This window comes from Alicyclobacillus dauci, from assembly GCF_026651605.1.
GTDB classification, from domain to species: Bacteria; Bacillota; Bacilli; order Alicyclobacillales; family Alicyclobacillaceae; genus Alicyclobacillus; species Alicyclobacillus dauci.
The window spans coordinates 2,117,410-2,137,555 of the sequence record NZ_CP104064.1 but is presented as its reverse complement, the minus strand read 5'-3'; the positions used below and the strand labels follow the sequence as shown (position 1 = coordinate 2,137,555).

Here is a 20,146-nt window from a genome sequence, read left to right as displayed (position 1 = left end):
CGACCAGTCAAACCCACTCTGCCACCATTAAAGAAATGTACAAACAGTACCACTGATAGGTGCGGGAAAATCCGCCTTGGCGCGCGCACTCAAGCGTACTATGCAATGTGAAGGAGTTCACACGTACTGGTTGGATGGTGACGACTTACGAAAGGGCTATAAATGTATATCTCCATTTCGAGCGGATCGGCACGAGTAAAGAATGCCGTTCGATGACGGAGCGTTTATCGAAGTCTATGTGAAGTCCAAGGAGTTACCGCCATATGAGTCGGCCCAGGTGGCGTCGTTCAGGTGTCGCAATGGCGACACTTCCGGCGCCGCTCCCCAGGGCCGCAATAGGAACAGAAACTAAGATAGAATATGTACACCGTCTGTCGTCCCGATAATGACCATATCGGCTAAGTTTGGAAATAGTCCTGTTTCAACAACGCCCGTTAGTAACTTTAAGGATTGTTGCAGAGCAGCAACGTCTCCCACTTCAGCAAAAGTCGTATCGAGAATGAAGTTATGATTATCCGTCACAAATACCTGCTCACCTTGGCAGCGGAGATGAGTACGTCCACCAAGTTGCCTGATCCGCTCGGCCGTTGTCTCCCAAGCAAATGGCACAACTTCAATTGGGATGACGGCGTGATCGAACGTCGCCACCTGCTTTGACTCGTCGGCAACGACAATCATCTTTTTAGATGCAGACGCTACGAGCTTTTCGCGCAACAAAGCCCCACCCCCGCCTTTGATGAGACTGAGGTCCGGCAGTACTGCATCTGCACCGTCAATTGTAATATCTAGCACCGGTTGTGCAGCAAAGTCGGTCAAGGGAATCTGCAACTGTTTGGCCAGTTTAGTTGTCGCCTCTGAAGTCGGAATCCCTTGAATCTGCAAACCAGCTTTTACACGTTCACCCAAGGCCAGCAAGCTGAAGTAAACTGTCGACCCCGTTCCTAACCCTACAACCATGCCGTCTTCAATAAACTCGACGGCTCGTTCTCCAGCAATTTGTTTTTGATTCAACGTCAACGTCATCCCCGTTTCAAAATCATAGAATGGGTGACAGCAAGCGTGCGAACGACTCTGCTATCTTGCTCAAATGCGGTCTGCGGCGATAACTGTCCAATGTCCATTCTTCACAATACTGTAAATCGTGGTCAAAAATCATGTGCAGTTCCGACGCTGTCTTCGAGTCGAAGATCATCGCGTTCACTTCGAAGTTCAATTTAAAACTCCGAATGTCAATGTTAGCCGTTCCAACAGAGGCTAGTTTACCATCGATCACCATTGTCTTCGCGTGCATAAACCCTTTTCCGTACAAGTAACATTTTACGCCGATAGATAAGAGTTCACCAAGATAATACTTTGATGCCCAATACACGAGGCGATGGTCCGGTTTCAGCGGGAGCATGAGTCGCACATCGATACCGGACAACGCCGCGCTCTTTAGCGCCGTGAGCAAACTCTCGTCTGGAATGAAGTAGGGTGTTTGAATATAGACAGTCGACTTGGCAGCATAGATCATTTTAATATACGCATTGCGAATCTGCTCCCACGGACTGTTGGGACCACTCGACACAACCTGAATGCCCACGTCACCGTCATATTCCTCGGTTGGAAAATAGCGAGGTATCATGGGCAATTCTTTATGTGATGCGGAGTTCCAGTCGAGTAAGAAGATCCCCTGCATTTCCAGTACACTACTTCCCACTACTCGCAGGTGTGTGTCTCGCCAGTCACCAAACCGTTCGTCCAACCCCAGGTACTCGTCACCAATGTTAAATCCGCCGATAAAGCCGGTTCGCCCATCGATAATAGCAAGTTTACGATGGTTCCGGTGGTTCATACGAAAATTGAGAAACGGAATTTTCGACGGAAAGAACGCAGCAACAGAGCCCCCCGCTTGAATGAGTGGGTCAAACAACCGCTTTGATGTCCAGGTGCTCCCCACAGCGTCATATAACAGGCGTACTTCTACCCCCTCTTTTGCTTTCTCAGCGAGTACCTCAATCAAGCGTTGGCCCAGTTTATCATCCCGTAAAATGTAATACTCGATATGTACGTGATCTTTGGCTTCAGCAATGGCTTTCAGGAGAGCTGCGAACTTGTTGCGCCCATCCGTAAAGATTTCCACTTTGTTGTCTTGCGTATAAAACGCATAACTACCGACCAAGTTCATATAGACAAGGTCCTCATAGTTGCGCGCATTTGGATCATTATAAGTCATTTGCCCTTGTGTCAAAGCCTCACGCTGGTGGTCGAGCAGTGCATCAAGAAGTCTCCGATTTCGTTTCCTCATTTTATATACTCGAATACGACTCACGTGCTGACCAAAAATAAGGTAGAGAACGAATCCACCAATAGGAATAAAGAGCAAGACCATTAGCCATGCCCACGTAACAGCGGCGTTTTGCCGTTCAACAAAGATGATGGTCGCGGCAGTTGCTAAATCAATGACGAAGATAAAGACACAAATCAAGTACAGTAACACCATTATATAACCCCTCGACTTAGAACCCGAATGATGGAGGTAATGGACTCTTACAGATTAACACTGTGTACCAATCTTCTGCCATACTGACCACTATCCTGAATGATGTAGTCTAACCGAACAACACGGACCGTAAACTGGATGAATTCCACAGATCTAAATCTGCCGGCAACTCACACACCGTGCTAGGGGTATATATGCCTCATACTATCAATAAAATTAATTGACATCACAAGTGCAAAGCATGTGAGCCCCCGGACCGACGTGGCTAAACACAGAATCTTGATGAATAAGGTGGGAGTCCCGTGGTTGCCGTTGTCGTAAAACTGACCCTTGGACAAGACACAAAATGGCAAGCCGAGCGCATTGCGGACGTATTTACAGCCCTGTTGAAGCAACACGAGGGTGACTTTCACCACGTAGATTACCTTGGTGAATACGATCTGGGAGAGTATATGGGTATCGTCTACTGGGAAACCAGAGAAGGTGCAGAACAGTCGATCCGTAATTTTTCACCGTTCTTAAGAGAAATCGTCCAATACAATTGCCAATATCCGCCCACCCTAGAACTGTTCGACGTCTACGAACCAAGAGACATTCACGTTGACATTGACTTGAAACGGTTCGAATAATGGTGTCCGCAATGATGCCCGTTAGGCATCTCCGGATGTCTAACGGGACACGCCATACGTCGCGCTGTCTATTCCGTCGATAGACGACCGCCATGTACATGGACGAACAAGCAAGCCGGACGAGCAATATTAATCCGCGACTTTTGTTTCCCACACATCATAAGCCCCTTGATGGGAAACAGATACCTTCCCCACGTCGGCCAAATAATCGAGAAGTCCCACGACTTCCGATGCGACGAGGTAAAACTCGGTGTGCAATTTCGTCGGGTACATTTTTTGGCAGACTTCAGCCGCAGTGTGTGGCCCGTTTTCGAGAATGTGAATGATGCGTTCCGCTTTCCCGTCAATCCGGTTCAAACGATATTCCGCAAGTGACTGAAGCTGGCTAAACGGCTCACCATGACCGGGAAACACCGTCTGAGCTGGTAGATCCAGACACAGACGAAGTGATTCGCGCATCTGCGATACCGTGTGCAGGCGTCTCCAAGTCCTTTCATCTGGCTCCACAATGGCGTTTGAGGAAACGTGTGGAAGAAGCAAATCCCCGCTAAACAACCAATTCGCATGTTCATCGTAAAGGACGAAATGATCAACGGCATGTCCAGGGGTGTAGTAGAAGTCTACGCCCGGCAATACGGGCACAGTCGAATCGTCGCCAACAGGAGTTAGGGCTTCTCTGGGGAGCCGCAGTTGATCTTCGTTATGTAGGTTTCGGCGGAGTATATCGATCCTTTGTCGACCAAGGTCCCCGAATCCCATTCGTTCATACAAACTGTCGAAAAACTGGAGTCGACATTCGAGATACTGTGCGTCACGTGTCAGGCGAACAACAGATCTCGGGTGGACAAACACGGGGATAGCCTTCCTTTGTAGTATGCGGTTGACAATGCCGACGTGATCGTCGTGGTGGTGCGTCAGTACAATGGCGTCCAGCGAGTTCACCTGGAGTCCATTTTCCCGAAGCGTCCGAGTGAAAATATCCCAGGCTTCATCCGTGTCGACGCCCGCGTCTACGAGTACAACAAATCCTTCTCTTTGTAGTAAGTACATATTCACCGTCCCGATAGCATAAGGCGTTGGGACCTCAATTTGTGTGACGACGGTCTCTCGTGATGTGACGTTCAGCATGTTCATTCACCACTCTCTTCGCTGTTCAATCTAAGTACACCTGTGAATGGGGTCATTTGTCAATCGAAGTTGATGTACAGATCGTTCCGCAACAATCAAACGACAGCTGTAAAGCCTATGTCGCGTGAGTCGAGTTGCGGCAAAAAGTGATTTGTGATTGCTCGGAGGAAACATGCGACAACTGACGAAGATATACGGTTGTGCCGGAGATTGTCACCTCATGCGGTGACAATCATATTGAGCCATTGCTAGCACAAAATGAGATGATTTGAGGGCTGTACAGTGGAGGAAGCAAAGCTTATCCCGTTAGTGGATTTTATGGTCGATGGCCGCTCGTTGCTCGAAGTGAAATTTCACCTAAACAAACACAAACGGCACGGAATTCTCTTCTATCGTGATGCGGATTTGTCGTTAAAACAGCCCGAAGATGAAATTGAGCTATATAACGCCGTCGAGCCGTACCGATCTTATTATCACGCATTCCCCGTAGCCATTGGGTTATATGTCTATCACAAACAAACCAACACGCTGTCTGTTTCATTTCTTCGTGAACAATTTGAAATGTACTATAACACCAGCTCAGAGGCTTTCTCAGACAAATTCTTTGAAGACCTCCAGATCTTTCAGGCGCAGGTCTACGTCTGGTTCTTTTGCCGGGTCGATTGACTTGCCCTGTCCGTGCGCATTCCACGGATCTTTGCAATTAACAGTTCCAGCCCAGGTACGACGATCAACAAGATGACCGACACGGGGGTAAGGTAATCTTCGACCAGTTCGCGTGCTTGAACGGGATTGCGAATGAACGTGTAACCGAGAAACATCAGGACGACCACTAAGGGGGTAAATGGCTTATAGGCATCGTCTGTGCGGTCTAAAATTCGCGCAACCACTGTGGACAAAGCCCAGATGTGGTTCGAGACGAACAGCGTTCCGAACGCCACCGATAAAATGAGAATGACGATACCAAGACGCTCAATGAGAAATCCCTGCAGACGAATCAACTGAATCGTCATCTGAAGGGGATACATCACTTTCGTTATCGGTTCCCAGCCAAGATTTATCACAGTTGAAAGAAAGACGATACAAAGGACAACTCCGCCGATAATTGCACTAATGATGGGATACCAAATGGACTTTCGTTTGGCGTGGTTATAGTAGGGACTCAACATGACAAACAAGTTCATTCCTAAATATAATGGGAGCAAATGGTACGTTGCCTGGACTACATTCATTGTGTTAACCAGTTGATGCGGAATCAAGTGCCTTTCTGCCCGGAAATAGACCATCACGAAAGAAGCGATAAGCCCGGCAAACGTCAGCGGGTGAACAATGCTTGCAACCCTCCCAAGTGCCTCGATTCCTAACCATGCACCACGCCAACCGACAACACAAATAAAAATAGCAAAAACCGCTTGAGGCGTATCAGGGAAAAAATACTTCATAAGATTCACAGTAAAATACAAACTGAGCGCGAGGAACAACAAGTAAACGGGAATGTATGCGACCAGTATGACCTTCCCAAGCCACCGACCGGACACCATAACGTGGACATCAGCCCCCGTTATGTTCGGGAATCTTTCGTTCAATGCTCCGTATAGCCAGGCTATCCCCACACCGACAATGGCAACCAATAGTACTGACCACTGCGCGTCAAACTTGGCGTGTTCAACTGCAATCGACGGAAAAAACCAGAAAACAACAGGAAAGTAACTTGAAGAACACAAAGCAATTGTTTGAAAGACAGATATCGTTGTTCGCAAAGTCATTCGATCCACCTGTCAGATGAGGCTTCCTTGGCGTGTCATGTGAACCGTTACTTGAATGTCTGGCTCGCCGTGTTCAAAGAGGGTCTTCCACTGATTGCGCATGGCCTCAGCGGTGCTTGGGTTTGAGAGAACATATACCCGTCCAAACCCACAGATATCCGTTCCTTTGTCTTTGAGTTGCCGCAACAGGGCTGTCGACTGGCTCTTTATATAATCGGCCATCACACGCTCATATCGTGCAAGCTCCTGGTCCGACACCGGCGATTCTCCGCGATCCTCGTCAGACGACAGTTCAGCACGCACCTGAACATCGTCATGAAGCGTAGCCACCCCGTCGTTCATACGTACTGATAAGTGATTTGTGCTCTTGGCAAAGCGAACTTCAAATGTCTGGTCACCGTTGGGAACTGTCATTGAAATATGACGCACCTTATGTGCCATGAAATTGTAAAACAGGTTCTCGAGTGACCCAAGTTTCGTAGTCGGCGCGTAATTCGCAAACACTTCTGTGCCAGTCAATTTAATATTTTCACCGTCCTTCGTGACGAGTGGGGCGTATGGATACGTTCCAATCATTTCTGCATTTCTCCAAAACTCCCACAGGTGCATGCGGGGGACCAATCCCTGCTGATGCATTGTGGAACTTACGGTCGTTTCAATAACGCTCGCCGGTGGCGTGGCGCTTGAAATACTCAATATTTCTTCTGCCGATTGATCTGTACACGTTAAGACAGCCAGCTTGTCTGCCGTCTCATCGCGCATGAGCTGCTCAATAATCGTTTGGACATTCTTCTTTTCCAGTTTGGTACTCAGAACAACGGTCTCAAGGTTCCCTAGATAAAACGATTTGTTAAATTCGGTTTGAGCTTCCGCCACTGCTGTGTGTAGGCCCGTGGCCTCAACCGTAAAATTCCTGAATCCTCCCTCACTGCCACCTCCACCCCCCCCCACCCCCGGTCGCTTGTCCTTCTTTACTTTGACTGCCTTGCTCAAGGTTGGGTACCTGGAATGTGTATCGAAGACGGTTTGTGCTGCTCCCGGAGGGATCGACACCAATACCTAGGATCTGTGCCCGTTCGTTAATCTTTGTATAGTCCCAACAGCCCGGAAGAAAGAGGAGAAGCAAACAACAGAGGACAAGCTGAACGTACCTCATTGCTTCCCCCTCCGAGACGATGAAGAGGTTCCTCTCGATTTTTCAGCCTGCGGATGGTGTACAGGCATGTGGTACTCACTTCCTCCGGTGTCGTCCTTCGGGTGTAAATGAGCAGCGCGTTTGTCCAACACAGTGATGGGTAAGCGCACTAAGCCGTCGACAAACGCGTCACGGACGTGTTCACCTGCGAGCGGATCAAGGTATTCAACGCCAAATGATTTGATATTAGCAACCTCGTAAAAAATCCAAATACTTGTGAGCACAACGCCAAAAAAGCCCGTTAATGTCGCCGCAACGACCATTGCCCAACTTCCCAAACGCAGGACGATGGAGAATTCATAACTTGGCAACACAAAAATGCTGATAGCCGTGAGACCAATGACGATAATGAGGATGTTGCTGACGATCCCGGCTTCCACAGCAGCTTGCCCGACGACCAAACCGCCGACTATGCCAATGGTTTGCCCCATCTGCTTGGGCATTCTCAACGTAGCTTCCCTGAGGATCTCAACGACAATCTGCATAATGAAAACTTCTATTACAGCTGGGAAGGGCACGTCTTCACGGGACCTGGCAAATTGCAAACCTAGCACCTTTGGCAGCAATTCAGGGTTGAAGTCGACAAATGCAATATACAGTGCGGGCAAATAGAGTGCTAAAATGAAACTCACAATCCTCAGCCAGCGAGCAAATGTAGCCTCCCACCATGAATGTTCCTAGTCCTCCTGTGTCTGAAAGAAATCCTGAACGGTCGCCGGCACCAGTAGGACCGTAGGGTCACCATCGACGACAATCGCTACTTTACCTTGATTAATTTCTCTGCAAACATTATCGATTCGCTGCGTTGCGCGCGTGACAGGAAACAATGACCACGCGTGACCGGATATTGGTTGCTCAATCGCCGCTGAATCGGTGATCATGTCCAAATGTAACGCCTCGATCCGCCGAGACACGGTTTCCACCACTACTGAATTGGCTACGTCCTTCATGTACAAGACAGCAACATTGCGTCGACTTCGGTAGCCAACCTTGCTCTTTTTTACAACAAGCGAATCTGTCGTGAGACCGACGCGGACAAGTCCTATGTTCACGTCGATGTTTTCAACAAAACTAACTTGTGACCCCCTGGACGACGACTCAATGAATGGTTGTTCGGGTGATCGATGTTCAATTTTCTGCGCGCCAATGACAATAGCCGGTGTCGTGCCATCCACCAGTATGACCAACCAGCCTGCACATAAAGCCTCACGAATCTCAAATAGATTCTGCATGAACAGTGCGTCAGAGCCCACCAACACATGTTCAATCAAGTATTGAACTAATTTTTTCGGCGCTCTTTTGGGGAATTGGTGTGAGTTTATGGCACGCATCGTCTCTTCCACTTTGGTTGGGTCACAGACCGTGGAGACAAAAGCGCAGGCGGTGGAGCGGCCGTTGACCTCCGTGATGCGAACCATATAATCGTCGCTTTCTCCTACGGAGTCAGCCAAGTACGCAAGTGTTTGGTCCAGCTTTCCAGTGTAATCCGGGGCCTGCTTGAACCGGGGCACCTGTGGGCGTTGTCGACCCCTGATCTGATTCATCATTCCTGACTTATGCAGCCATCTTTGAAATATCGTCATCTCGATGCACCCTTTTACGGATGTTTCTCGTGGATAATACGCCCACTAAATATACTTTGCCCCAGTATTGGAGTTTATAAAATGAAACAGTACCTTTGCGTCCTGTACTCAAGAGGCGTTGTGCGGGGAAGATGGATGGAACCCGCGTGTGCGTGGACCTAGCATGGTCCATGCGGGTCCCATATACGCTTAAACATCACTTGGGTCATATTCGTCATACTCGAGCTTGGTCACTCGGGTTGCGTAATCTTCGGCCATTTCCTTCGGTGTTGCCTCGGCGTTTAACCCCTCAACACCTGTCATCCCAGGGGCAAACTTATTTTTCCCATGATTGTTGGTAGATGTGTTATCGTGATCCAACGTGCGTTTCTTCTCCACCTTCTCACCTCCTGCCGCCATACCAGGGGCATAGATATCCAAACCCATTGCAAGTGGATTGTGCACATGTCGAACGCGATTTATACAGATCGATTAGAACATCTGCCATTATTAAATTATGCAGAACTCAACTATCACACGTCATATTCATCCGAAAATAGATTTGTAAGCGAATTCATTTTAAACAATTTGGGTTCGACGATGTCAGACACACTTCGACATGGTTCATATGATATGGTTGGTCGGTGTGGAAATAGCGGTGATAAGGGGAATTTTCATGTACTTGGAATCGACATCAAAAAACGACATAATAGATTCGTTGCGTGACCAGTTAATCAGAGTGTTTGAACAGAGGAAGCCTGACACATCCAGACGTTGTGCAGTTGAGCCAAAGATTAGACGTCCTCATTTTAGAAATTCAACGTACGCGTTTTGAATCCGACATGCCACGGGTTTTGGCTTCATGATTTCGTCCGAAAAGCATTCAATCAGCTGAGAACCCCCGCTCATTTCTGAGTGGGGGTTCTCATTATACTCTGTATGATCATGCTCACCTGGACAATGGACAGCTCGAGTGGGTCCACATCGTGTTGTTCCTTGATAATCTCCCCTCTAGAGGTAATTCTCTGAAGCAAGCTCGTCATTGAATGGACGATGGTCGCCGAAACTCTTTCCAAATCCAAGTCCGTGCGGACTGTACCGTCTTGTACGCCTTCTCGCAACACCTTAAGAGGAGTTGGCAACTCGGTTACGAAACGATGATATCGAATCCGTAGCTCTTCACTGGGATACCGATCCCGATAGTAGTGATCGAAAAAACCCATGTACCGAAAGTGATTCGGGTGCTCCCTGGCGTAGTCTACCCATCCTAACAACTGCTGGTAAAGCCTTTCAATTGCCGATCCCGTCGTGGGTGACCTCGACAAGATAAACTTGTTCAGCGAGCACATCAGTTGCATTTGCACTTCGAATGCCAACTCGTCGATTGAATTGAAGTGTTTATAAACGGTAACCCGACTTACACCCGCGCGTGCCACGATGTCCTTCATGCCGACACCAGAGAAGTCGTTTTCCAAGAAGACCTCTTCGGCCGCACTCAGAATATCTTCCCTGTTCTTGTGCCGTTGCTCCTCATGCCATTTGGTAGGCATTTATCCTTCGCCCCCCAATGATTGCCCGAATGAAAACGGTTAACCGAGAGTAAACGTTACCAAAACTATAGCAAACCCCGTTTTCATTGACAATCTCTCTGGCGTAAGCCCATCGCGCCGGAGCGTTTGTCAAGGGAGTGTCTTAATTATCGGTTCAATAACGATTTTGCCGCGTCAATGACCCGGTCCTCCGTAAATCCGTACTCCCTCATGACGATCTCGCCAGGAGCCGATGCACCGAACGTATCGATACCAATGACTTCTCCATCCAGGCCAACGTACTTGTACCAAGAGGTCGATTGGGCCATTTCAACCGCCAACCGCTTGCGGACATTTGCCGGCAGTACTTCCTCTCGATACGAATTCGGCTGCTCTTCGAAAACGTCTAGCGATGGCGCACTGACGACGCGAACTTGAACTCCTTCGCTAGCAAGCTTTTTCCCAGCTTGCAGTGCTAGCTGAACTTCCGATCCACTTGCCATCAGGATCAGGTCAGTACCCGAGCCATGCTGGTAAATCACATATGCACCGCGATTGAAGTTCTGGCGGTTCGCTTTCACTTCATCGAGTGTTGGCAGCTTTTGACGCGACAAGGCCAATACCGTCGGTGCATCACGGTGCTCCAGCGCGTAGCGCACAGACAGTCCTGTTTCCGTTGCATCTGCGGGACGAAATACCCGTACCCCGGGGATGACGCGAAGGGACGCCAACTGTTCCACCGGCTCGTGTGTCGGACCGTCTTCGCCAACCGCGATGCTGTCGTGTGTCATGACGTACATGACTGGTTGCTTCATGAGTGCCGAGAGCCGAACAGCCGGGCGTAAATAGTCCACAAACACGAGGAACGTTCCACCAAAAGGAATTACTCCGCCATGCAGTGAGATCCCATTCATTGCAGCGCCCATAGCATGCTCACGTACACCGTAGAATACGTTCCGCCCTTCGTAAGATCCCTTCTGGAATGAGCCAGCACCGTCAAGGAGTGTTTTATTGGAACTGGACAGGTCAGCTGAACCACCAAGGAGCGTTGGAACATGTGGGGCTATCGCGTTGATGATTTTGCCAAATGCATCGCGCGTCGCTACACCGCCCTCAAAGGCTGGAAGCACGTTGTCAAAGTCAACATTGACAACACCAGACAAGGCGTCATCAAACTGCTTGGACTCAGCTTTGTAGTTGGTACGGTAGGAAGATAGCACTGCATTCCATTCGGCTTCTCTTTCAGCACTCTCCGCATTGTGCTTTGCAAACGCCGCGTAAACCTCGTCAGGAACGGAGAACGGCTCTTCATTCCATCCATAGGCTTGTTTCGCCGCTTCAGCGCCTTCAGCTCCGAGTGGGCTGCCATGAACTTTGCTCGTGCCTTGTTTTGGTGAGCCATATCCAATGACAGTCTTCACTTCGATCAACGTCGGACGCGCCTGTTCCGTGTTTGCTTGAGTGATGGCCTGTTCAATGGCATCCAAATCGTTGCCATCGTCAACACGGAGAACATTCCAGCCATATGCGCGGAAACGATCAGCTACATTTTCTGAAAATGAAAGTTCAGCCGGTCCATCGAGCGTAATGTTGTTGGAGTCATATAGAACAATGAGTTTGTTAAGACCCAGGTGCCCTGCGAGAGACGCAGCCTCTTGAGACACACCCTCCATGAGATCACCATCGCCTACGATGACGTACGTGTTGTGATCGACAAGTTTGTGATCTTGCTTGTTGAACGTTGAAGCCATGAACTGTTCAGCGATTGCCATACCAACAGCCATAGAGATACCTTGACCAAGCGGTCCAGTGGTTGCTTCAACACCGACCGTATGACCAAACTCCGGGTGGCCTGGTGTCTTCGAACCCCACTGGCGGAAGTTTTTCAACTCCTCCATTGGAAGATCATATCCACTCAAATGCAATAGGCTATATAAAAGCATGGACCCATGACCAGCTGATAAAACAAAGCGATCCCGATCAAACCACTTTGGGTTTTTCGGATTGTGTTTCAAAAAACGCGACCAAAGAACATACGCCATTGGCGCTGCTCCAAGTGGCAATCCTGGGTGACCAGAATTTGATTTTTCAATAGCGTCAATAGACAGGACTCGAATTGCGTTAACTGCTAGTTCGTCTTGAGCCGTAAAAGGCATAGTGCCTACCTCCCCGATATCTTGCCCCTACAAAGCTAAGGCGCCCGAAGGCGCCCACAGTTTACTTTTTCAAATTGCTCCGATACTTTTCCGCGTCGGCTGCAAATGTTGTCAGACCTTCTGCCGTCTTTGGATGTTTCGTCATAGCTTCAATGACCTTATAAGGCATGGTACCAACATTGGCTCCTGCGAGGGCAGCGTCCTCGACGTGCTCTACGCTGCGAATGGAAGCTGCCAGGATATTCGTTTTAATATCGTGTTCACGGAAAATCTCAGCGATCTTACCGATCAGCTCCACGCCACTACCTTTGGCCACATCTTCTAGGCGACCAATAAATGGAGAAACGTATGTAGCACCAGCGCGTCCTGCTAGTAAAGCCTGTGCAGCAGTAAACACCAGCGTTACGTTTGTGGTAATCCCCTTTTCAGTCAACTGACGGCATGCCTTGAGACCTTCCGGCGTCATTGGAAGTTTAACTGTGATGTTGTCCGCGATTTCATGGAACGCAAGGCCTTCCTTGACCATTTCTTCAGCGGTTTCGCCAAATACTTCAGCGCTGATGGACTCTATACCCTTGCAGTATTCGGCGATTTCGCGAAGGCGATCTTCATAGCGAACACCCGTTTCTTTCGCAATCAGCGACGGGTTGGTTGTAACACCTGCCAAAATCCCCATATCGTACGCCTTTTTAATGTCGTCGAAGTTCGCTGTATCCACAAAAATTCTCATTTATATTCCCTCCATATACTGTTTCTTTGGTGTGACCAGGGTTCATTACTTTTGATATCCCGGCTTACCCAGCAGCTGGAACATTTTCGTTTTGTAATTCTCGACACCTGGCTGATTGAACGGGTTTACTCCCATCAGCAGTCCGCTCATCGCACAAGCTCGCTCGAAGAAGTAGAACAATGTTCCGAGTGTATACTCAGACCGATCTGCCACCTGAATGAGAACGTTCGGTACGCCCCCTTCAGCGTGCGCACTCTGCGTAGCAAGACGGGCCTTGTCGTTAATCCAACCAAGTTCCTTGCCTGCGAGATATTCGAGTCCGTCGTCCATGTTTTTCGCAGATGGGACTTGAACGTTATGAATACCATTTTCCACGTGTACAAACGTCTCAAACAGATTGCGATAGCCCTCTTGAACAAACTGACCCATGGAGTGTAGATCAGTGGTGTATCCCACAGAAGCTGGGAAAACGCCCTTTTCGTTTTTGCCTTCACTTTCTCCGAACAGTTGCTTCCACCATTCCGCGAAATAGTGGAGTGCTGGTTCAAAATGGGCAAAAATCTCCGTCACATAACCTTTCCGGTACAGTGCATTGCGCAGTACTGCATAACGATAGGCAGCGTTGTCGGCCAAGGATGCTGATCCAAATGCCTTCTCGGCATCTGCTGCGCCTTGCAGCAACTTTTCAATATCAACACCGATGACGGCCAGCGGCAACAAACCAACGGGAGTCAGGACAGAGTACCGCCCACCGACATCATCGGGAATGACGTAAGTCTTGTACCCTTCTTCGGTCGCGAGTTTACGCAGGGCACCCTTGGATGCATCCGTCGTTGCCACGATGCGCCCTTTTGTCTCCTGCTCACCGTACTCCTTAATGAGCCACTCACGGATCAGCCGAAAACCAATCGCTGGTTCCGTAGTCGTACCAGACTTGGAGATCACGTTTACGTAAACCTGCTTGCCTTTCAGCACGGTGAGCAAGTCGGATACGGCATCTGCCGAAATATGGTTTCCGAGAAAGTAGATTTCGGGACCACCGCGCTCTGCTTTCGAAAGTTGGTTATAGTATTCGGGCTTAACCCATTCGTAAGCAGCTCTGGCGCCCAGGTACGAGCCACCAATACCGACAACAACCAACGCATCCGCATGATCACGAATTTTTTTTGCTGCTTCCAAGATATCGGTAATGCCTTCCTGCAAAGTCCGCGACGCTAAATCCAACCAGCCAAGATAATCTGAACCAGGCGTGCGCTTGTGTACAAGATCATCATGAAGAGCTTTTACGACTGATTCAGCGTTAGTTATTTCTTCCTCACTTAAAAAGTCGTTCGTATACGTCAAATCAAGCTTCAACACAACAATTCCCTCCTCTTCAGTTCCACCAACGAAAACCATCCGACGCCAGCAATTCGTCAGATGCCGCCGGGCCTGTGGTCCCCGACTCATACGAGTGCATAGGATGCCCATTTGCAAAGGACCGTGATACCGGATCGATCCACTTCCATGCAAGAGAAACTTCATCCCAACGCGTGAAAAACGTTGAATCGTTATTCATCGCGTCAAATATGAGCCGCTCGTACGCTTCCGGTGAGTTTTTGGTCTCTCGGGCGAAGTCGATCACGTTCGGCTCCACCACCCCACTCTTCTCCTGTTCCACATTGATGGAAAGAGACATCCCCTGCGACGGATTGACAAATATCGTCAACGTGTTTGACGACAGGTTACTGTCTTTGTTGAAAAACAACTTCTCTGGCGTGGACCGGAATTCCACGACAATCTTCGTCGTTTTCGACTGCATCCTCTTCCCTGTTCGAATGTAGAACGGGACGCCCGCCCAACGAAAGTTATCGATGAACAGTTTGGCTGCCACAAACGTTTCAGTCGTAGAAGCGGGTGCTACACCAGGTTCGTCCAAGTACCCGACGACATCTTTCCCGGCGACCTTTCCGCCTTGGTATTGTCCCCTGACCACGTTTGTTAAAATCTCATCTTCACTGTATTTGCGAAGCGAGCGCAGCACTTTTACTTTTTCGTCCCGAATGGCTTCTGTGTTCAGGCGGCTCGGTGGTTCCATGGCTATCATCATGAGCATTTGCAACATGTGATTTTGCACCATATCGCGTAACGCACCGGCTGATTCATAGTAGGAGGCACGTTCCTCCACGCCAACCGTTTCACTCGATGTAATTTGGATGTTCGAAATGGATCGATTGTTCCACAGTGGTTCGAAAATGGAATTGGCAAATCGAATCACTTCTATGTTTTGCACCATCTCCTTGCCAAGGTAATGGTCAATGCGGAAAACTTCACTTTCATCAAAAGCAGTTGAAACGCGATCATTCAGCTCAGACGCAGAGTCGAAATTGCGACCAAACGGCTTTTCGATAATCAGCCGTTTCCATCCCGTCACATTCGTCAGGCCCGCCTCTTTCAAATTGACAGCGACCACATCGAAGAACTCCGGAGCCATGGCCAAATAAAACATTCGATTCTGCGGCAGGTTATCCTCGTTCTCCAATTTTTGAATCAAATCACCTAAGACGTGATAGTCCTGTATATTTGTGGCATCAAAGGGCACGTAATATAGTTTGTCCACAAAGTTAGAAATGTTCCTGTCTTCGTCGATCCGATGTCTCGAAAACTCTCCTAAAGAGGCGAGCACAAATTGCTGAAACTCTTCACGACTCCAGTCACTTCTCGCGCAGCCGACGATATTAAACTTGTCCGGCATGTTGTTGTCGCGATACAAGCTATACAGTGCAGGGATGATCTTGCGTTTGGATAAGTCTCCACTCGCACCAAACAGCACGAAGGTTTGTCGATCCATACTTATACTCCCTTTGTCTCGATTGCGTGTCCGCCAAATTCGTTTCGAAGGGCAGCGACAACCTTGCCCGTAAATGTATCGTCTGTGAGTGAACGGTTCCGCATCATAAGCGACAGAGCGATGATGGGGACAGGTGTTTGTGTCCGAAGTGCCTCCTCGACGGTCCACAAACCTTCACCGGATGCTTGCATGACGCCCTTGATAGACGACAGCTTTGGATCCTTGGAAAAAGCATTCAACGTCAAGTCCATCAGCCAGCCACGAATGACGGAGCCATTTGCCCAGACACGAGCAACTGTCTCGTAATCCAGATCAAACTGGCTATTCTCGAGAACCTCAAAACCTTCTCCGATTGCGGCCATCATTCCATATTCGACACCGTTGTGAACCATTTTCGTAAAGTGACCACTACCGGACGGACCCATATATGCGTAACCGTTCGGCACCGCGGTATCTTTGAACAGAGGTTCAATCACCTTAAACACATCCGCGTCTCCGCCGATCATGTAACAAGCACCGTGACGCGCACCCTCCATTCCCCCTGAAGTACCTACGTCAAAATAGAACATTCCCAACTGCTTGAACTCTTCCGCACGGCGGATGCTCTCGTCAAATTTCGAATTTCCGCCCTCAATGACGATGTCCCCAGGCGCTAACAACTTCTTTACGTCAGCCAGTACATTGTCCACAAATTGATGTGGCACCATGACCCACAGAACTCGCGGAGAAGGTAAAGAACGGACCAATTCGTCGAGCGAATGAACTCCGCTTCCGCCCTCAGCTGCAAACCGTGCTACGGCGTCTTCATTGACGTCATACGCCGTCACTTGATGTGCGTGATCCATCATATTTAGGCCGAGGTTATATCCCATCTTCCCAAGGCCAATTAAACCAACGTGCATATGTAGTGCCTCCTTCTGAGTTCGGGATGATGTGGAATAAACAAATTGCCGTTGTCATTTCACATACGCCCCGCGTCGGTTAACTCAATAAGGGTAACCGAAAGTTAATGATTAACTTGATGTAAATGATTAATGCGGTGATACTATACCACTAATTGATTGTATTGACCATTCTTTTTCATTTTTATATAGAAAATGAAGATTTCATTGGAAGGGTCTTGGTGAGAGATTGGACCGTGCGTGGAATGGACATGATAACTAGCATTGTCATTGACGTTCCGAGTTTAGGAGGTCCACCGGAAAATGTCAAACACGGTCACTAATCTTTTTGTATTGCTGGAGGAATAACATCGTGACATTGTACTTCGGAATCGATATTGGTGGAACAAGCATCAAATCGGCAGTCGTCACAGATACTGGAGAAATCCTGCACAAACAATCTATCGAAACCCATCCGAAAATTGGGATCCAAGACGTTTGCGAAAAACTTAAAGGTGTCCTTTTGGAGAGCCTATCTGCGGTTGATCATACATATGACGAAGTAGCTGGCGTTGGCGTCGGTTTACCAGGGTACCTCGACATCGAACATGGAGTCATCATCAATCTTCCCAACATCGGATGGAGAAATATTCCGTTTCGCGATGTCGCCGAGCGAGTATTTAATCTGCCCATTGTGATGGACAATGACGCCAATCTCGCAGCGGTCGGAGAAGCATGGCTCGGTGCCGGTCGCGGGGCGTCCACGATGGTCTTAACGACAGTTGGAACCGGTATTGGCGGAGGCATTGTATTGAACCAACGTCTCCATCGCGGAGCAAACACCATGGCAGGTGAATTTGGACACATGACGGTGGATAGAAATGGCTATCAATGTCATTGTGGCAAACATGGCTGCCTTGAGACTGTCGCCTCCGCGACTGCGATGATTCGGCGAGCAAAAGAATTACAACTCGCCGGCCAAATTCCGTACGATGTCGTCATCAACGGTGCGGACGACATATTCGATCTCGACCAAAACGGCATCGCCGCCGCACGACAAGTGATTCATGAAGCGGCACACTGGTTAGGCTACGGCCTGTCATTAGTGGCCACCACCATCAATCCAGATATGATTATCGTGGGCGGAGGTGTATCGAAAGCTGGAGACTCCCTGCTCAGTCCTATTGTAGAATCCTTTACCAAGTACTCTTTACCGCTCATCAGTCAAGTGGCGACCATAAGGTTGGCGGGGCTGGGAAATGATGCAGGGGTAATTGGCGCCGCTTACATGGTTTCACAAGCAATTGACTCGTGACAACGTTTGCTCTTTGGACACTATAGGACTACACGCCATGTTGATGGAGGAATTATCGTGTCACAACACGTCAATGTTACAACACAGGGCTTATCGCTCGAGATGAAACGAAAGCTGAAAGGCCATATTGAAGAAATCAAGTTAGGCCTTGCAAACCTGTATAGAAATATCGATCGAGAAAACGACTGTCTCCTGTGCGAGTTCGAAAGCCTGAATAGCGCCTTTCGGGAAGCTCATACAATGGCAGCAACGTATTATTTAAGAACTTACTTACTGCCCTTCACAGACAATCATCTGGCTATTACACTAGCTGTTCAACACCTGTCGGAGCGGCGGCACGGGGCGTTAATGGTTGTGGAACGCAATGACCGGATCGACGATATTGTGCATTCAGGAATCCCCGTTGGGGCAACGCTGACTCATTCACTACTTGAATCCATTTTCTATCCGGGCGGTCCATTACACGATGGTGCTGTACTGATCAAATCTAATCTGATTGTCTCAGCAAGCAATGTACTCCCCGTATCCACAACGTTCGCTGGAGAATCCAAACTGGGAACACGTCACCGCGCAGCGATTGGATTGTCTGAGCACAGTGATGCACTTGTCTTAGTGGTCTCTGAAGAAACCGGGAATGCCTCATTCGCATTGGGTGGTAAACTTTATCCGTTCAGTGCGCAACAATTCGCCCCGTGACAATGCCCGACCCTTTTATGGCAGACCCCTGAACTCTCCTGCTTAATAGCCAAGCTTGAGGTTTACTCGATTCGTAAGGGGCAGACCACTTTCCATACTGCGCAGCGTCCCTAACAACGACTCGGCTGCCTCCGCCGCGGTTGTCAAAGCTGCGATGTGTGGCGTGATTCGGATGTCCTCTTCTCCCCATAAATCGCTATCCGCTGGCAACGGCTCGTTTTCGAAAACATCCAGGACCGCAAATCTCACATTTTTGTTCTCCATGGCTCGTTTCAGTGCCGACGTTTTGACGGTCTCACCACGACCGACCTGTATCAAACCGACGTTGTTAAATACAGAAAATATACGGTCATCGAACAATTCCTTCGTAGCGGGAGTCAACGGTAACGTGTTGATCACCCAGTCCGCTGCAGACAACGGTGATGTGTCGGACGGGATCGAACGGATAGAGAGAACCCGGGAAAAACCACGTCGAGCGTCTCCATGCAGCGACACCCCACACACCTTGACACCAAACGTGGCTAGGGTCTCGGCAACTCTGCGACCAATCTCCCCTGTCCCAAAGATGACGACAGTCTGTTCTTTTAGGGGCATCGGAGCCAAAACGCTCCACTTGTGTTCGCGTTGAGCCCTCAGAAAGACTCGGTGATGTTGTAAGTCCTGGAGCATATAGCTGAGGCAGTACTCGGTGATTCTCTCGCCAAATGGTCCGACTGTTCGCGTCAGTACCGCATCCCCATCGGGATCGAGATACCCGACAAATCTGTCCACCCCTGCACCTAAAGCGTGAATCCACTGCAAGTGCCTGTAATCGAACCCATCGTACAACTGGAATCCAACAAACGCATCTGCCCAGTTCAACAAATCCTGTGACAGAGTTCGTTCACTTACAAATCGAAACTCTCTGTTTCTTTCGTTTGTCAGCAACGGCTCAAGTTCCTCTGCAAGCCTACCTGTCACGATAATTCGGCGAATATCCATTCGTGGCATCGTCCCTACTAGCGCAGATCGCTTTGTGCCTTTCTGTAAAGAATGTGACACGCGTAAGAATGTCACGCGATATCATCACGTTACGACTCTTATCATGATGGGGACTTTCCATATCGTCAACCTTCACCGATCAACAGGAATGCTCAAAAAGACAGGCGTATCCCTTAGTCTCTTTGTCCAGTGCACTCAAAGCATGTCCTGGCTAATTTGATAAGGACTGTAGTCGGAGGCGACGGGAACGTAGGTTGGGATACATC

At 49.0% G+C, this 20,146-nt stretch carries 20 protein-coding genes and 1 pseudogene; 6 read left to right on the top strand and 15 right to left on the bottom strand.

Annotated features, from left to right (window positions below; translation table 11 throughout):
• Positions 1-52: 52 nt before the first annotated feature.
• Positions 53-199 (top strand): adenylyl-sulfate kinase, encoded by a 147-nt coding sequence (locus tag NZD86_RS24740; protein WP_407655249.1) that lies wholly within the window; start codon positions 53-55, stop codon positions 197-199.
• A gap of 149 nt (positions 200-348) precedes the next feature.
• On the opposite strand, the gene rpiA is transcribed toward NZD86_RS24740, so the two are convergent.
• Together rpiA and cls are read right to left on the bottom strand one after the other, a co-directional pair.
• Positions 349-1,011: a ribose-5-phosphate isomerase RpiA gene (gene rpiA, locus NZD86_RS10665; RefSeq protein WP_268046509.1), complete on the bottom strand. Its 663-nt coding sequence runs from the start codon at positions 1,009-1,011 to the stop codon at positions 349-351.
• Between the two features lie 25 nt (positions 1,012-1,036).
• A complete protein-coding gene (cls, locus tag NZD86_RS10660; RefSeq protein ID WP_268046508.1) occupies positions 1,037-2,482 on the bottom strand; it encodes a cardiolipin synthase in 1,446 nt (481 codons plus the stop codon).
• A 302-nt stretch (positions 2,483-2,784) separates the two neighbouring features.
• On the opposite strand from cls, the gene NZD86_RS10655 reads away from it, so the two are divergent.
• A complete protein-coding gene (locus NZD86_RS10655; protein WP_268046507.1) occupies positions 2,785-3,111 on the top strand; it encodes a hypothetical protein in 327 nt (108 codons plus the stop codon).
• Between the two features lie 129 nt (positions 3,112-3,240).
• Here the strand turns inward: NZD86_RS10655 and NZD86_RS10650 are convergent, their stop codons facing one another.
• A complete protein-coding gene (locus tag NZD86_RS10650) occupies positions 3,241-4,245 on the bottom strand; it encodes an MBL fold metallo-hydrolase (RefSeq protein WP_268046506.1) in 1,005 nt (334 codons plus the stop codon).
• A gap of 276 nt (positions 4,246-4,521) precedes the next feature.
• Between NZD86_RS10650 and NZD86_RS10645 the strand changes: the two genes are divergently transcribed.
• Positions 4,522-4,905, top strand: coding sequence for a hypothetical protein (locus tag NZD86_RS10645; protein ID WP_268046505.1), 384 nt, complete (start codon positions 4,522-4,524; stop codon positions 4,903-4,905).
• Here the strand turns inward: NZD86_RS10645 and NZD86_RS10640 are convergent.
• From NZD86_RS10640 to NZD86_RS10625, 5 genes and pseudogenes are all read right to left on the bottom strand, one after another.
• Positions 4,875-6,005, bottom strand: a complete 1,131-nt coding sequence (locus NZD86_RS10640; RefSeq protein ID WP_268046504.1) for a GerAB/ArcD/ProY family transporter — start codon at positions 6,003-6,005, stop codon at positions 4,875-4,877. The genes NZD86_RS10645 and NZD86_RS10640 overlap by 31 nt on opposite strands.
• A 12-nt stretch (positions 6,006-6,017) precedes the next feature.
• Positions 6,018-6,998 carry a Ger(x)C family spore germination C-terminal domain-containing protein gene (locus NZD86_RS10635; RefSeq protein WP_268046503.1) on the bottom strand — a complete coding sequence of 327 codons (981 nt, stop codon included), beginning with the start codon at positions 6,996-6,998 and terminating at the stop codon, positions 6,018-6,020.
• On the bottom strand, positions 6,931-7,161 hold the full coding sequence (locus NZD86_RS24875) for a Ger(x)C family spore germination protein (protein WP_456057549.1): 231 nt from the start codon (positions 7,159-7,161) through the stop codon (positions 6,931-6,933). Before NZD86_RS24875 ends, NZD86_RS10635 begins: the two co-directional genes overlap by 68 nt.
• A pseudogene (locus NZD86_RS10630) lies at positions 7,158-8,744 on the bottom strand (spore germination protein). The gene NZD86_RS24875 and the pseudogene NZD86_RS10630 overlap by 4 nt, the downstream one beginning before the upstream one ends.
• A 228-nt stretch (positions 8,745-8,972) precedes the next feature.
• Positions 8,973-9,161 (bottom strand): hypothetical protein, encoded by a 189-nt coding sequence (locus NZD86_RS10625; protein WP_268046502.1) that lies wholly within the window; start codon positions 9,159-9,161, stop codon positions 8,973-8,975.
• A gap of 344 nt (positions 9,162-9,505) precedes the next feature.
• On the opposite strand from NZD86_RS10625, the gene NZD86_RS24735 reads away from it, so the two are divergent.
• Complete coding sequence (locus NZD86_RS24735) at positions 9,506-9,628, top strand: Spo0E family sporulation regulatory protein-aspartic acid phosphatase (protein ID WP_407655228.1); 123 nt, start codon at positions 9,506-9,508, stop codon at positions 9,626-9,628.
• 39 nt (positions 9,629-9,667) lie between these two features.
• Here NZD86_RS24735 and NZD86_RS10620 read toward each other — a convergent pair whose 3' ends face one another.
• From NZD86_RS10620 to gnd, 6 genes are all read right to left on the bottom strand, one after another.
• Positions 9,668-10,312, bottom strand: a complete 645-nt coding sequence (locus NZD86_RS10620) for a TetR/AcrR family transcriptional regulator (RefSeq protein WP_268046501.1) — start codon at positions 10,310-10,312, stop codon at positions 9,668-9,670.
• A gap of 146 nt (positions 10,313-10,458) precedes the next feature.
• Positions 10,459-12,447: a transketolase gene (gene tkt / locus NZD86_RS10615; protein WP_268046500.1), complete on the bottom strand. Its 1,989-nt coding sequence runs from the start codon at positions 12,445-12,447 to the stop codon at positions 10,459-10,461.
• Between the two features lie 61 nt (positions 12,448-12,508).
• Positions 12,509-13,177 (bottom strand): fructose-6-phosphate aldolase, encoded by a 669-nt coding sequence (gene fsa, locus NZD86_RS10610; RefSeq protein WP_268046499.1) that lies wholly within the window; start codon positions 13,175-13,177, stop codon positions 12,509-12,511.
• 45 nt (positions 13,178-13,222) lie between these two features.
• A complete protein-coding gene (locus tag NZD86_RS10605; RefSeq protein ID WP_268046497.1) occupies positions 13,223-14,536 on the bottom strand; it encodes a glucose-6-phosphate isomerase in 1,314 nt (437 codons plus the stop codon).
• Positions 14,537-14,552: 16 nt separating this feature from the next.
• Positions 14,553-16,007 (bottom strand): glucose-6-phosphate dehydrogenase, encoded by a 1,455-nt coding sequence (zwf, locus tag NZD86_RS10600; RefSeq protein ID WP_268046496.1) that lies wholly within the window; start codon positions 16,005-16,007, stop codon positions 14,553-14,555.
• A gap of 2 nt (positions 16,008-16,009) precedes the next feature.
• Positions 16,010-16,909, bottom strand: a complete 900-nt coding sequence (gene gnd / locus NZD86_RS10595; protein WP_268046495.1) for a phosphogluconate dehydrogenase (NAD(+)-dependent, decarboxylating) — start codon at positions 16,907-16,909, stop codon at positions 16,010-16,012.
• A 352-nt stretch (positions 16,910-17,261) separates the two neighbouring features.
• On the opposite strand from gnd, the gene NZD86_RS10590 reads away from it, so the two are divergent.
• Both NZD86_RS10590 and cdaS read left to right on the top strand, forming a co-directional pair.
• Positions 17,262-18,203, top strand: coding sequence for an ROK family protein (locus NZD86_RS10590; RefSeq protein WP_268046493.1), 942 nt, complete (start codon positions 17,262-17,264; stop codon positions 18,201-18,203).
• 57 nt (positions 18,204-18,260) lie between these two features.
• The gene (cdaS, locus tag NZD86_RS10585; protein ID WP_268046492.1) at positions 18,261-18,899 is read left to right on the top strand and encodes a sporulation-specific diadenylate cyclase CdaS; all 639 of its coding nucleotides are present in this window, start codon (positions 18,261-18,263) and stop codon (positions 18,897-18,899) included.
• Between the two features lie 42 nt (positions 18,900-18,941).
• Here the strand turns inward: cdaS and NZD86_RS10580 are convergent, their stop codons facing one another.
• Entirely contained in the window at positions 18,942-19,880 is a 939-nt protein-coding gene (locus tag NZD86_RS10580; RefSeq protein WP_268046491.1) for a D-2-hydroxyacid dehydrogenase, read from the bottom strand.
• Positions 19,881-20,146: the final 266 nt, after the last annotated feature.